The following is a 14,370-nucleotide window of genomic DNA, read 5'->3' as shown; positions in this document are numbered from 1 at the left end:
ATTTAAACCCTTAGCAACTGGTTATAAATATTAGGCTATAACCGATAACCCAATTCAATTATTTTAACGATGCTGATAATATCATACCGCCAAAAATCATCCATGTCTCTCAGGAGATTAATCACACGAGATTAACGTGCCTTCATTTTCACCCATCACAATTCGACGTAACGCACCGGGTTTATTCATGTTAAAAACGCGAATAGGTAAATTATGATCACGAGCCAGCGTAAATGCTGCCAAATCCATCACTTTTAATTCGCGTTCTAATACGTCCTGATACGTTAATTTATTATAAAAAACCGCATCTGAACTCTTCGATGGATCAGCAGAATAGACGCCATCAACTTTGGTTGCTTTTAAAACAACATCCGCCTCAATTTCTATCCCTCGTAAACAAGCCGCTGAATCTGTTGTAAAGAAAGGGTTGCCCGTTCCGGCCGAGAAAATAACAACTTTGCCATTACGAAGCAAACTAATCGCCTCAGCCCAACTATAATTGTCACACACACCATTTAATGGTATTGCAGACATCAGTCTGGCATTAACATATGCACGATGTAAAGCATCACGCATGGCTAATCCATTCATTACTGTCGCTAGCATTCCCATATGATCACCAACTACACGATTCATCCCAGCATCGGCTAGCCCTGCACCACGAAATAAGTTGCCACCACCAATAACGACACCAACTTGTATAGCTAACTCTACCAGTTCCTTAATTTCTTGTGCCATACGATCTAAAACGCTCGCATCAATACCAAAACCTTCTGAACCTTGTAGAGCTTCGCCACTAAGCTTAAGCAAGATACGTTGATATACTGGTTTTGCATTAGTTGCCATGGTGTTTCGTCCTGACCAGATAAATTATTGAAGGTTTAAAATTCTTAGTTCAAAGTCTGAATGTAAAATACTTGATTAATTACTTTTCTTCATTACTTTAGAAAAAGATAATTTAGTCTAAATACTAACCCTAATCCGTTGAATTAAGCATATGCTGAATTAAATAATTTAGTGGCATATTTACATATAAATTATCATTGATAATGTATTATCAGACAGATAAAAATAAATTATCGATATTAGATAAAACAGAACCGCCTACTGGCGGCTCTATTTAACAATTGGTATCATTATTTACTCATTGCCGCGACTTCAGCAGCAAAATCAGTTTCTACTTTTTCGATACCTTCACCAACTTCAAAACGGATAAAGTTAGTCACTGTTGCATTTTTCTCTTTTAGCAACGTACCAACTGCTTTACTTGGATCCATAACAAATTGTTGGCCAGTTAAAGAGATCTCACCGGTAAATTTGTTCATGCGGCCAGTTACCATTTTTTCCGCAATTTCACGAGGTTTACCAGATTGCATTGCTATATCTAATTGAATTTGATGCTCATGAGCGACAACATCGGCTGGTACATCTGCTGGTGTAACATATTCGGGTTTGCTCGCCGCAATATGCATAGCAATATGTTTAATAAGCTCATCATCCGCACCGTTTGCAGACACAAGAACGCCAATACGAGCACCATGTAAATAACAGCCGATTTTTTCACCTTCTAGGATCTCGACTCGGCGAATATTAATATTTTCACCAATCTTGGCAACGATTGCTGTACGTTGTTCTTCAAATTTTGCCTTTAATTCTTCAATATTTGACAATTTATTTGCCACAACGAATTTTAGTACTTCATTACCAAATGCTACAAAATTCGCATCCTTAGCCACAAAATCCGTTTCACAATTCAACTCAAGCAATGCACCAAATTTGCCATCGGCAGAAATTTCCGCCATTACTACACCTTCGGCAGCCACTCGACCGGCTTTCTTAGCCGCTTTTGCTTGACCTGATTTACGCATATTATCGATAGCTAATTCAATATTTCCATCAGCTTCAACCAATGCTTTTTTACATTCCATCATACCTGCACCAGTACGTTCGCGCAGTTCTTTTACCAAAGCAGCGGTAATTCCAGACATGTGATTTATTCCTCAATCTATCTGATGGGAAATCATCCCATGCAGACAATTCTCATTCTGATAAGTAAAAAGGAGCCAGTTAGGCCCCTATAACCAATATATTGTAATACCTGGTCCATAAGGGCTCTTCTATACTAACGAATAGCTGGCCTTATTATTCAGTCTCTATCAAGTTTTCTTCTGGTTTAATCGCCTGATCTTTAGAACGACCTTCATGGACAGCTTTCGCAACTGCATCCAGATACAGTTTAACTGCACGGATCGCATCATCATTACCAGGGATGATATAATCAACACCATCTGGATCAGAGTTAGTATCAACAACCGCAAATACAGGGATACCTAAGTTGTTTGCTTCTTTTATAGCAATATGCTCATGTTCCGCATCAACAACAAATAAAGCGTCAGGCAAACCGCCCATCTCTTTAATACCACCCAAACTATTTTCTAACTTGCTAAGCTCACGGGTACGCATCAACGCTTCTTTTTTGGTCAACTTATCAAAAGTACCATCCTGAGATTGTGCTTCTAAATCTTTCAGGCGCTTAATAGACTGACGAACGGTTTTCCAGTTAGTCAGCATACCACCTAACCAGCGGTGGTTAACAAAATACTGATCACAACTATTAGCCGCTTCTTTTATCGATTCGCTTGCTGCGCGCTTAGTGCCAACAAACAGAATTTTGCCTTTTCGTGAAGCAATTTTAGTCAATTCAGCTAATGCTTCATTGAACATTGGAACAGTTTTTTCCAAATTAATGATATGCACTTTGTTGCGCGCACCAAAGATGTAAGTTTTCATCTTTGGATTCCAGTAACGAGTTTGGTGACCAAAGTGAACGCCCGCCTGAAGCATATCGCGCATGGAAACAGTTGCCATTTAAACCTCTATAATTTAGTAAATTGGGGTTATGCCTCCACAGATCCCATTCCCCGACTCATTAGCTGTAGATTTTCTATATAAGAGCACCCCGGAAAATGTGCCGATCTGTGTGTGTTATAACACAGTTAAGTTTATGTTAGAGCTAATCTATGTTTTTCTATTATAACAATACATAGAATGCCGGGGCGCTTTATATCATAAAATAACCAAAAACACCAGCTATAGTTATATTTTTCTACGCTTAAGTCATTTACACGAGTTTCGCAATCTCCAAAAAAGAAGTATAAATTTAAAAACAAGAAAAAATCAGGGTGTTCATATTTTGTCGGGTTATCCATGTATTAAAGATATCTCACGAGTTTCGCACCAATAAAAAAACGCTCTATTTTTAAGTTTAATTCAGCATAATATGTAAATAGATAAAACCTTATAAATTAAATATAACTTATTGTAAATTAAGTAAATTTATGCATTTCAGTAACTTGCAGATTAATCATTACTTTTAAGCCATTTCTAGAATTTTATAGGCCTGTGCGAAACTCGTGATTTAGCTTAATTAAACACGAGTTTCGCAATCTCCAAAAAAGAAGTATAAATTTAAAAACAAGAAAAAATCAGGGTGTTCATATTTTGTCGGGTTATCCATGTATTAAAGATATCTATATAAAACATTCTTACAAGTAAGCAGTTTAAGATACTCTGGTTTAGCGTTATCAGAAGTAAGCCCATCGCCTTTATCTCATGACACTGTTAGCCGATGGCTAAAAAGTAGATGTTTTAGACCTAAAGACCTATGGCAATTAGTTGAACCTTCTATAGACAAAAAAAGCCCTTGCGTACTAATTGCCGATGATACATTGATTGCCAAAACACGTAGTAAAAAAATAGAGATGGTCCATTATCAATATTCAGGTAATGAACATGAGGTTATTGCTGGCATAGGTTTAGTTAATTTGCTTTGGCATGATCTGACGAAGGTTGAATCAATTCCTATCAATTATCTTATTTATGATAAAGATTCTGATGGAAAAACAAAAAACACGCACTTTTCCGAAATGCTCACTCTTGCTAAAAAAAGAGGGATCATGCCAGAAGCCGTAGTGATGGATGCTTGGTATTCTAGCCTGGATAACCTGAAATCAATTCGCTCTCATGGTTGGATCTGGGTAACCACGCTGAGGAAAAATAGGATTGTTAACCATAACAAACAACTGAACAAGTTAGACATCTCAGAAGAAGGAACGTCAATACACTTGCGAGGATATGGTTGGGTAACCGTTTTCAAATTTACAGCCAAAAACGGCCGTATTGATTACATAGTAACAAACAAAGAGAATCACACCCGTCAATACCTCAAATCTATCATGGATGCCCATTGGTCTGTTGAAGTTTATCATCGAGAAGTTAAACAAAACTGTGGTATTGAACGCTGTCAGGCTCGCACGAGCCGAGCGCAAAGAAATCATATTTTTCTCGCTATTTCTGCGTGGTTTGAACAACATAAACGTCGTATATCTGAAAAAATAACCCTTTATCAACAAAATTGGGACGTAATCAAAAGTGCTATTACTGAGCAAATCCGTGTTTTATTAGCGTACCCAAATTAGTTTTGTGCGAAACTCGTGTTAAAAAAATAACACCGACAATTAGTATTGCTTATTCAGAAATAAATAATATTCATTTCTGAATAAAATTTACTTTAAAAATATTTTATTGTGTTCTATTGCTAATATCTTAATTTTTATGATTTTTTTACAGTTTACTAGTAATAATTCAATTTAAAATAACCAAACATTACTTTTTGGTTATTTTCATATTTTAAAAAAAATTGATATGTTAAGTCGTTAGTTGGCATAACTGCGCTTCGCTGCTAACATAACCGTCAACATACAGTATTTATATTTAATCAACATAATTGTCTGATAAGTGCATTTTTACTCATTTAAATCAGCATAAATAGGCAGAATTCATGGCTATCTCAATTAAAACGGAAGAAGATATTCAGAAAATGCGTATCGCCGGACATTTGGCGGCGGAAGTGTTAGAAATTATTGAACCTTACATAAAACCGGGCATTTCCACCGGTGAACTTGATCGCATCTGTCACTCACATATCGTCGAAAAACAGCAAGCTATCCCAGCCTGTTTAAATTATCATGGCTTTCCTAAATCTATCTGTACATCCCTTAATGATGTTATTTGTCATGGTATTCCGAGTGATGAAAAAATCTTAAAAGAAGGTGATATCATTAATATTGATGTCACCGTTATTAAAAATGGCTTCCACGGCGACACCTCCAAAATGTTTATTGTGGGCAAACCAACCATTCAAGGCGAACGGTTGTGTAAGGTAACACAAGAAAGCCTTTATCTTGCTTTAAAAATGGTCAAACCTGGTATTCGTTTACGGACGATAGGTCAGGCAATTCAGCAATTTGTTCAACAGCATCATTTTTCTGTCGTGCGCGAATATTGTGGCCATGGTATTGGTCGAGTCTTTCATGAAGAACCTCAAGTATTACATTACGATGCTGATGACGGTGGTGTGATACTGCAAAAAGGCATGACTTTTACTATCGAACCAATGGTAAATACCGGCGATCATCGTATTAGAACAATGAAAGATGGCTGGACAGTAAAAACAAAAGCTCGAGGTTGGTCGGCGCAATATGAACATACTTTAGCTGTCACCGACGATGGGTGTGAAATTTTTACCTTACGGAAAGAAGAAGAGCCATTTATTTCGGCTATATTAGTGAATAGATAATTTTCAGATTGGCCTCCATAATTTTGGAGGCTTTTACCTTAATGATATTGTTTTACTGCTTTTTATTGTCTATTCATACCATTTACTAGTGATCGCATAATCAGATCTCCTCCAGCAATTTCGCGGTTATAATACCATGATGAAAAGTAATCAGCCTGTCCCCCTCCTCCTTGCGCTTGATAAATTATCTCAAGAGGATTTTACTTTACCTTTACTAAAACAACAGGTAGAGCGCTTGCAAAAATGGTTAGAACAATCTTTTAAGGAGGGAGTTACCGCCGCTGAACTTATTGCCGTCCGTAGCAATTATCTTGATAAGTTGCTCCAGCGTGTTTGGCAAATTAATCGTTTCGAGCTAATTCCCCAATTATCATTAATTGCCGTGGGTGGTTATGGCCGACAAGAATTACATCCACTGTCAGATATAGATTTATTAATTTTAAGTCAACATCCTTTAGCTACCGCTATCACCACTAAGATTGGTCAATTTATTACTCTACTATGGGACTTGGGTTTTCAAGTTGGCCATAGTGTGCGCACATTAGAAGAATGTTTACAGGCAGGACAAACAGATCTGTCTATCGCAACTAATCTATTTGAATCAAGGTTAATTTGTGGCGATCAAACTCTGTTTCTATCATTACAGCAAGCAATATATAGCGATAATTTTTGGCCGTCTGATAAATTTTTTGCTGCCAAACGTAGTGAACAACAGTTGCGTCACCAACGTTATCATAGTACCAGTTACAACCTTGAGCCAAATATCAAAAGTAGTCCCGGCGGTTTACGTGATATTCACATACTGTTATGGGTAGCACGCCGACATTTTGGTGCAACCACCATTGAGCAGACAGTTCATTTCGACTTTCTAAGTCAAGCAGAATATCGAGAATTAAAAATATGTTTAAATTTTTTGCTTCGTATTCGATTTGCGCTGCATTTAATGATAAAACGTTATGACAATCGCCTACTATTTGAACATCAATTAAATGTTGCCCGCTTACTTGGTTATAAAGGTAAAGACAATCAGCCTGTTGAGCAAATGATGAAAGACTATTATCGTGTCACACAACGTGTGCGAGAACTCAATAGCATGCTGCTACAACTGTTTGATGAAGCCATCCTTAGCGAAAAAAACCTAGCCGCGCCACATAAACTTGATAATCAATTTCAACTTAGAGGAGATCTCATCGATCTGATTGATAGCACTCTTTTCGATCGTCAACCCGCAGCCATATTGCAGCTATTTTATCAAATGGCCGAACAGGAAAATATTCATGGAATATACTCAGCTACACTGCGTCAATTGCGTTTTGCTTGTCAAAAACTGACTAAACCTCTGTGTGAAATCCCAATTGCTCGTGAAATTTTTATTACTATTTTGCGCCACCCCAGAGCGGTAAAAGGTGCCATTATACCCATGCACTCACACGATGTACTTAGTGCTTATACGCCAGTTTGGCAAAATATTGTTGGCCAAATGCAATTTGATCTTTTTCATACTTACACCGTCGATGAACATACTATTCGCGTATTACAAAAACTTGATCAATTTGCTGACCAAAATAATAGTCACCAACATCCTTTGTGCGTTGCCATTTATACCAAGCTTGCTCAGCCTGAAATTTTACGTCTGGCGGCTATGTTTCATGATATCGCTAAAGGCAGAAAAGGTGATCACTCTGAACTGGGCGCGGAAGATGCAAAACAATTTGCCCTAGCACACGGCCTATCTGAACATGATTCATCCTTAATTGCCTGGCTTGTACGTCAACATCTTTTGATGTCAGTGACCGCCCAACGGCGTGATATTCAAGATCCGATTGTTATTAAACAATTTGCCAGTGAAGTGAAATCAATAAACCGGCTGGATTATCTTTTGTGTCTGACTGTTGCCGATATATGTGCAACCAATAATAGCTTATGGAATAGCTGGAAACAGAGTCTATTAAAAGAGCTGTATCTATTAACTAAAAATCAATTAAATCAAGATACGCAAGCAATACCCACTTTACGTCAACGGATCCAATCCAATCGCTTGCAAGCGTTAACCCAGCTAGGCGAAAAAAATATTGATCAAGGTGAGCTAAAAAAATTATGGTCACGCTGCCATGCTGATTATTTTTTACGACATACTCCCCAGCAACTTGCCTGGCACGCTAGCGCTTTATTAAAACACAATTTAAATGAACCATTAATACTGATCAGTACCGTATCTGTGCATGGTGGTACTGAAATTTTTATCTGGTGTCCAGATCGACCATCTCTATTTGCCGCGGTTGCTGGAGAACTTGATAGACGAAATCTTAATATCCATAGCGCCCAAATCTTTACTAACAAAGATAATATGACGATGGATACTTTTGTGGTATTAGATCCTAAAGGACAACCGTTGGCTCATGATCGCTATGAAAATATTCGCCAAGCCTTATTAAAAGTTATTAAGACCCCAAATAGCAAAACCTTGAAAACACGTAACGCCCGTCATAGATTTCGCCATTTTAACGTACCAACTAAAGTACACTTTTTGCCCAATTTTAATGGCAGGCGGACTTATATGGAGCTTGTCGCCCTCGATCAACCCGGATTATTGGCACAGATCGGTAATATATTTACTGAAATGGCCGTGCTCTTACACGGAGCTAGGATCACAACGATTGGAGAAAGAGTTGAGGATTTGTTTGTACTTACTGATCAAAACAACCAGGCACTCGATCAAAATAGACAACATAACCTGGCAGAAAAATTGACCCAAGCCCTGACTGCAATAGATAAAGAAAATAGTAAACATGTTAAATAATTACAACCCAGAGGATGAGTAATTTTATGGAGCAACTTAAAACCATTATTGAAAATGCTTTTGAACATCGCGCAGAAATCACACCCGCGACGACCAATGTTCAACTAAGTGATGCAATCAATCAGGTGATCACTCAACTTGACAAAGGCCAGTTAAGAGTCGCTGAAAAGATAGATGGGCAATGGACAACACATCAATGGCTTAAAAAAGCCGTGCTACTCTCTTTTCGTATCAATGATAATCGATTAATCGAAGGTGCAGAAAGCCGCTATTTTGACAAAGTAGCCATGAAATTTGCTGAGTATGATCATGCTCGTTTTCAACAAGAAGGATTTAGAGTTGTTCCACCAGCAACGGCTCGAAAAGGTGCGTTTATCGCCCGAAATACCGTCTTAATGCCATCTTACGTTAATATTGGTGCCTATATTGACGAAGGATCGATGATAGATACCTGGGCAACAGTTGGCTCTTGTGCGCAAATTGGTAAAAATGTTCACTTATCGGGTGGTGTTGGTATTGGTGGTGTGCTAGAACCCTTGCAAGCTAATCCAACTATTATCGAAGATAACTGTTTTATTGGTGCTCGCTCTGAAATTGTTGAAGGGGTCATTGTTGAAGAAGGCGCGGTTATCTCAATGGGCGTCTATATTGGCCAGAGCACCAAAATTTATGATAGGGAAAGCGGTGAAATTCTCTATGGCCGAATTCCAGCCGGCTCGGTCGTCGTCGCGGGTAATTTACCGGCCAAAAATGGCAACTACAGCCTATATTGCGCAGTGATTGTCAAAAAAGTCGATGACAAGACTAGAAAGAAAGTTGGCATTAATGAGTTACTAAGAACAATAGACTAAAATTTATCATAGCGGATTATCAATTGAATATCCGCTTAGCCTTATTATTATGCTAATCTGTAACAATTGTTAGATAACCTTATTCCGTTAGGTATTAATATGTATGATAACTTAAAAAGCTTAGGGATCACTCAACCTGAAGATATCGATCACTACACCCTTCGCCAAGAAGCAAATCATGACATTTTAAAGATTTATTTTCGCAAAGATAAAGATGAACACTATGCTAAAAGTGTAAAATTCAAATATCCGCTGCAACGAAAGCTGGTTAATCTAGATAACAATCTCAAAGAGATCAATGAAATTAATCTCCACCTACGGGATGTGATCGAAGAATTAAATCAAATTTGTCAACATGACCAAACCAACCATGATTTAAAAAGTAAAATATTAAATGATTTGTGCCATTTAGAATCTGTCGTAATCAGCAAAATTGCGGAAATTAAATCAGATTTAAAAAAACTTTCCTGAATAACTCACTGCTGCGTATTTATGCTAATACCAACTGGCCGGTAGGCCAAATTTGTATTTTAAAGCAGATAAACTCGCATAACCGTTTAACAATATAATTCATACCATCGATAAATGTTGACGCTCGAGTTCAGGCACTATACCTAACCAACCAAACTGTGATAGCAAATGCATCCAAGCATCATCCCACTTTGCAATTAGCTGCAATTTATCGCCTGTCATTGGGTGCTTAAAAGATAAATAACTCGCATGTAACATCAACCGGCTGCTGGCAAAATGGTGTGAAACACCGCGATTCTGGCGCAGATCACCATGGGTAGTATCACCAATTATGGGATGACGGATATGTGCCATATGACGTCTTAATTGATGCTTGCGGCCGGTTATTGGTCTTAGAGCTAGCAGAGAAACGTGAAGTAGGATAACGACCTATCTCGATCGGACATTCAACCTTAGCCAACGGTGAATAATGAGTAATGCTCGGTTGAGGTTGACTTATTTTGCTGGCGTATTTATCAGCAATCTTATCTTTTTCCTCCGTCAGTGCATAATTAATAATATCAGCTTGATTAACATAACCTCGCACAATCGCATGATACTTTTTTTCGATTGTATGGTGTTCAAATTGCTACGCTAAAAGACAAGCAACTTCACTCGAAAGCGCCATCAATAACGCCCCTGAAGTCGGTTTATCTAAACGATGAACAGGAAATACATGCTGACCAATTTGGTCACGCACTGTTTGCATAACAAAACGCGTTTCATGACGATCAAGCCAACTACGATGTACAAGCCATCCAGCAGGCTTATTTATTGCAATCAAATGTTGATCCTGATAAATCACTTCAAGCATTTGTTGAGTTACCTTGTGAAAAAACTTCATCTAACGCACGTAAATATTCCAATAATTGGTAATAGCGACTTTCTCGTTCTTCTTGATAGATTTCTTCAAAATAGGGAGTAATAGCGAATGCCTTTGGCAAATCAATATGTTGTTCAATAAGCTTATATAGTTTTGGCAATAGTACCCATTGCAACCATTCGTGTGCCGCCATGGTGTCTACAGCAAAAGGCAAATCACTAGCAAAAGCTTCCTCTGGCGGTGGGGTATTACTCCAAAGATTAAGGTTTTTCATTTCAACTTCAATGAGACGAAGTTTTTCAGCAACGATAAGATTAATATTCATTTCCTACACTAGTATCATAAGTAAAAACAAATGAATCATAACATTATTAGTTATCAAACAAAAAAGCAGCGCGTGATATTAATTTTATTACTCATTAGTAAATCTATATAAAATATTCAATCTATCTAAATTATAATCATTTAAATAAACTTACTAATTATACACAACATCACTGACTTATAGGGTTATATTACTATCCGCGACTGCAGCTAAAAACAATTTCACGAGTTTCGCAATCTCCAAAAAAGAAGTATAAATTTAAAAACAAGAAAAAATCAGGGTGTTCATATTTTGTCGGGTTATCCATGTATTACACGAATTTCGCACCAATAAAAAAACGCGCTATTTTTAAGTTTAATTCAGCATGATATATAAATAGACAAAACCTTACAAATTAAATACAAATTATTGTAATTTAATAAAATTTATGTGTTTTAGTAACTTGCAGATTAACCATTGCTTTTAAGCCATTTCTAGAACTTTATATGCCTGTGCGAAACTCGTGTATTAAAGATATCTATAAAAACATTCTTACAAGTAAGCAGTTTAAGATACTCTGGTTTAGCGTTATCAGAAGTAAGCCCATCGCCTTTATCTCATGACACTGTTAGCCGATGGCTAAAAAGTAGATGTTTTAGACCTAAAGACCTATGGCGATTAGTTGAACCTTCTATAGACAAAAAAAGCCCCTTGCGTACTAATTGCCGATGATACATTGATTGCCAAAACACGTAGTAAAAAAATAGAGATGGTCCATTATCAATATTCAGGTAATGAACATGATGTTATTGCTGGCATAGGTTTAGTTAATTTGCTTTGGCATGATCTGACAAAGGTTGAATCAATTCCTATCAATTATCTTATTTATGATAAAGATTCTGATGGAAAAACAAAAAACACGCACTTTTCCGAAATGCTCACTCTTGCTAAAAAAAGAGGGATCATGCCAGAAGCCGTAGTGATGGATGCTTGGTATTCTAGCCTGGATAACCTGAAATCAATTCGCTCTCATGTTGGATCTGGGTAACCACGCTGAGGAAAAATAGGATTGTTAACCATAACAAACAAACTGAACAAGTTAGACATCTCAGAAGAAGGAACGTCAATACACTTGCGAGGATATGGTTGGGTAACCGTTTTCAAATTTACAGCCAAAAACGGCCGTATTGATTACATAGTAACAAACAAAGAGAATCCCACCCGTCAATACCTCAAATCTATCATGGATGCCCGTTGGTCTGTTGAAGTTTATCATCGAGAAGTTAAACAAAACTGTGGTATTGAACGCTGTCAGGCTCGCACGAGCCGAGCGCAAAGAAATCATATTTTTCTCGCTATTTCTGCGTGGTTTTGAACAACATAAACGTCGTATATCTGAAAAAATAACCCTTTATCAACAAAATTGGGACGTAATCAAAAGTGCTATTACTGAGCAAATCCCTGTTTTATTAGCGTACCCAAATTAGTTTTGTGCGAAACTCGTGAATTTTTTTGCAAAGCCATAGAACCATAAAAAAACCAGTCTATAAAATCGACTGGTTATATAATATGTAACGCTATTAAATAGAATATTTATGCATCCTGCATTATCAGCTTCCTGCTGAATGTATCTTCCTACTATTTACGAGGTAGTAATTTGTAAGCACTAATACTTATCATTCGTTATCCCTAACACTACCTTTCTTATTCCTCTATATTATTAAACATTTAATAATTTCAAAGTTAAAAAATAAACTAACATTCACCATTTATTATTAGTAACAATGACTAAATTTATTTCGCGCAATAAACGCCCGTTAAATCATTTCCATTTCTTATTTCGATTTATGGGCACATTTGATAAATGCTAACTTATCGGCGGGCATAAGAATGTCGGATTTATCTGAGGAACACAAGATAGAAAAAATAGTTTTTAATCATTTTTTTCCGATAATAACAGAATATTTTTTTTATCCTACTGAAATAAAAAAATATTTCATCTCGTTTCATGGTTTAAAAAGCAATAAACGCAGATATAACTTACATAATTTGTAAGTTATATCTCACAAAAAAATAAGTAAATATCTTAATCACATTGCTTTTTAATTACAGAGTAAGTTGTTGTAAAAATTCAATCAGACTACCAGCTAAGACGCGACGTGTTGTTTGACCAAATGTTTCTAATATAATGGCCATTAATATTATCTACGGAAATAATTTCAAATTCAGAATCTAAACTTGCAATAAAGAGAGTTGGGGGTCAGTCTACGTCTTTTTTGCGTAATTAAATGCCCAATTAAGTTTTCTTGTAAACGAGTAAAATCGGTCATATTCCATACTTGAATTAAATCAAGTTGTTGATCTTGAAATTTTACTCGCATATCAGCGGCTAATTGTGTTGTATAAAATTGGTGAATATTAGGATAAAAATGGATTTCTAACGCTTTTTCAACAGATTCTAACTTTTCATTTGGCAGCGGAAACGGTTTAGGTAACCAATAAACGACATCATCTTTGCTATATTCAATGCAAGGTGAAGGAATACTGTAAAAAGCATCACTCGCCGGTAAATCACCCGTCTGCTGTTGCCAATAAGCAATATAACGCTGTGTGAGTTCCATTAATATCTGAGAAATCGTTACTTCCATGGTAAATTATTCTTATTGGTGACTAATTATAGGAATAAATCATTCTAATATATAAAAGTATCATTAGGTATTATTATCTATCTGCTCAATTTGTTGTTAAGCTATACATTAAACAACAAACTTACTCTAATATATTGATTATGCTAGCAACTATCTTACCGATTTTCTATTTTAGGAAGGAACTCCATGCCACTTGATCAAGATAATGGTGAGCTACAACACCTAACGCTCGGAAAAAAACCGAATATCATGATAACTATGCACCTCATCTACTACAAGCGGTTTCTCGTCGCCTAAATCGACAACCTTTAGGGTTATCATCAGACAGATTGCCTTTCCATGGCGCAGATATTTGGACACTCTATGAGCTTTCGTGGCTAAACAATCGAGGAGTTCCTCAAGTTGCTATCGGCCATGTTACCATTAATGCTAATAGCATAAATCTGATTGAATCTAAAAGTTTTAAACTCTATCTAAATAGTTTCAATCAAACCCAATTTATTAGCTGGCAAGAAGTTGAAAAACAACTAACCCAAGATTTGACTGCATGCGCTGCAGGAGAAGTGACAGTAAAAATTACAGCCACTCACCATGTTCGCTAATCAAACTATTCATAATCTGTCTGGTGAATGTATTGATGAGCAAGAGATAGAAATTACTGATTATGAATTTAATCGTGATTATCTTAACAACGCAACCACGAATATAAAGGCAGAGGAAACATTAGTTAGCCATCTGCTAAAATCTAATTGCTTAATTACTAACCAACCTGACTGGGGTTCAATACAAATTCATT

General features: G+C 36.7%; 8 protein-coding genes and 5 pseudogenes. 7 read left to right on the top strand and 6 right to left on the bottom strand.

What is annotated here, in order from left to right:
* Positions 1 to 117: 117 nt before the first annotated feature.
* The 3 genes from pyrH to rpsB all read right to left on the bottom strand — a co-directional run bounded on the left by pyrH (position 118) and on the right by rpsB (position 2,868).
* Positions 118 to 846, bottom strand: a complete 729-nt coding sequence (gene pyrH / locus V3224_RS25510; protein ID WP_310509598.1) for a UMP kinase — start codon at positions 844 to 846, stop codon at positions 118 to 120.
* A gap of 290 nt (positions 847 to 1,136) precedes the next feature.
* Positions 1,137 to 1,988, bottom strand: a complete 852-nt coding sequence (gene tsf, locus V3224_RS25505; protein WP_334473260.1) for a translation elongation factor Ts — start codon at positions 1,986 to 1,988, stop codon at positions 1,137 to 1,139.
* A 154-nt stretch (positions 1,989 to 2,142) separates the two neighbouring features.
* The gene (gene rpsB, locus V3224_RS25500) at positions 2,143 to 2,868 is read right to left on the bottom strand and encodes a 30S ribosomal protein S2 (RefSeq protein ID WP_032115721.1); all 726 of its coding nucleotides are present in this window, start codon (positions 2,866 to 2,868) and stop codon (positions 2,143 to 2,145) included.
* 633 nt (positions 2,869 to 3,501) lie between these two features.
* Here rpsB and V3224_RS25495 point away from each other — a divergent pair.
* The 5 genes and pseudogenes from V3224_RS25495 to V3224_RS25475 all read left to right on the top strand — a co-directional run bounded on the left by V3224_RS25495 (position 3,502) and on the right by V3224_RS25475 (position 9,760).
* Positions 3,502 to 4,478: pseudogene (locus V3224_RS25495) on the top strand (IS701 family transposase).
* 362 nt (positions 4,479 to 4,840) lie between these two features.
* Positions 4,841 to 5,638, top strand: a complete 798-nt coding sequence (gene map, locus V3224_RS25490; RefSeq protein ID WP_334473258.1) for a type I methionyl aminopeptidase — start codon at positions 4,841 to 4,843, stop codon at positions 5,636 to 5,638.
* A gap of 139 nt (positions 5,639 to 5,777) precedes the next feature.
* Positions 5,778 to 8,438 (top strand): bifunctional uridylyltransferase/uridylyl-removing protein GlnD, encoded by a 2,661-nt coding sequence (gene glnD, locus V3224_RS25485; RefSeq protein WP_442891181.1) that lies wholly within the window; start codon positions 5,778 to 5,780, stop codon positions 8,436 to 8,438.
* Positions 8,439 to 8,464: 26 nt separating this feature from the next.
* Complete coding sequence (gene dapD / locus V3224_RS25480) at positions 8,465 to 9,289, top strand: 2,3,4,5-tetrahydropyridine-2,6-dicarboxylate N-succinyltransferase (protein WP_334473255.1); 825 nt, start codon at positions 8,465 to 8,467, stop codon at positions 9,287 to 9,289.
* 99 nt (positions 9,290 to 9,388) lie between these two features.
* Positions 9,389 to 9,760, top strand: coding sequence for a DUF3461 family protein (locus V3224_RS25475; RefSeq protein WP_310511270.1), 372 nt, complete (start codon positions 9,389 to 9,391; stop codon positions 9,758 to 9,760).
* Positions 9,761 to 9,859: 99 nt separating this feature from the next.
* On the opposite strand, the pseudogene truC reads toward V3224_RS25475, so the two are convergent.
* Positions 9,860 to 10,613, bottom strand: a pseudogene (gene truC, locus V3224_RS25470) (tRNA pseudouridine(65) synthase TruC).
* On the bottom strand, positions 10,606 to 10,947 hold the full coding sequence (locus V3224_RS25465; protein ID WP_334473253.1) for a YqcC family protein: 342 nt from the start codon (positions 10,945 to 10,947) through the stop codon (positions 10,606 to 10,608). The pseudogene truC and the gene V3224_RS25465 overlap by 8 nt, the downstream one beginning before the upstream one ends.
* Positions 10,948 to 11,432: 485 nt before the next feature.
* Between V3224_RS25465 and V3224_RS30350 the strand changes: the two are divergent.
* Positions 11,433 to 12,413 (top strand): annotated as a pseudogene (locus tag V3224_RS30350) (IS701 family transposase).
* A gap of 619 nt (positions 12,414 to 13,032) precedes the next feature.
* On the opposite strand, the pseudogene syd reads toward V3224_RS30350, so the two are convergent.
* Positions 13,033 to 13,574: pseudogene (gene syd / locus V3224_RS25445) on the bottom strand (SecY-interacting protein).
* Between the two features lie 186 nt (positions 13,575 to 13,760).
* Here syd and queF point away from each other — a divergent pair.
* A pseudogene (gene queF, locus V3224_RS25440) lies at positions 13,761 to 14,370 on the top strand (NADPH-dependent 7-cyano-7-deazaguanine reductase QueF); the annotation flags it as partial.

Origin of the sequence: Arsenophonus sp. PmNCSU2021_1, assembly GCF_036919435.1 — a bacterium.
Classification (GTDB): domain Bacteria; phylum Pseudomonadota; class Gammaproteobacteria; order Enterobacterales; family Enterobacteriaceae; genus Arsenophonus; species Arsenophonus nilaparvatae.
Note: the sequence above shows the minus strand (reverse complement) of the source record. Positions and strands in the feature narration are given on the sequence as shown.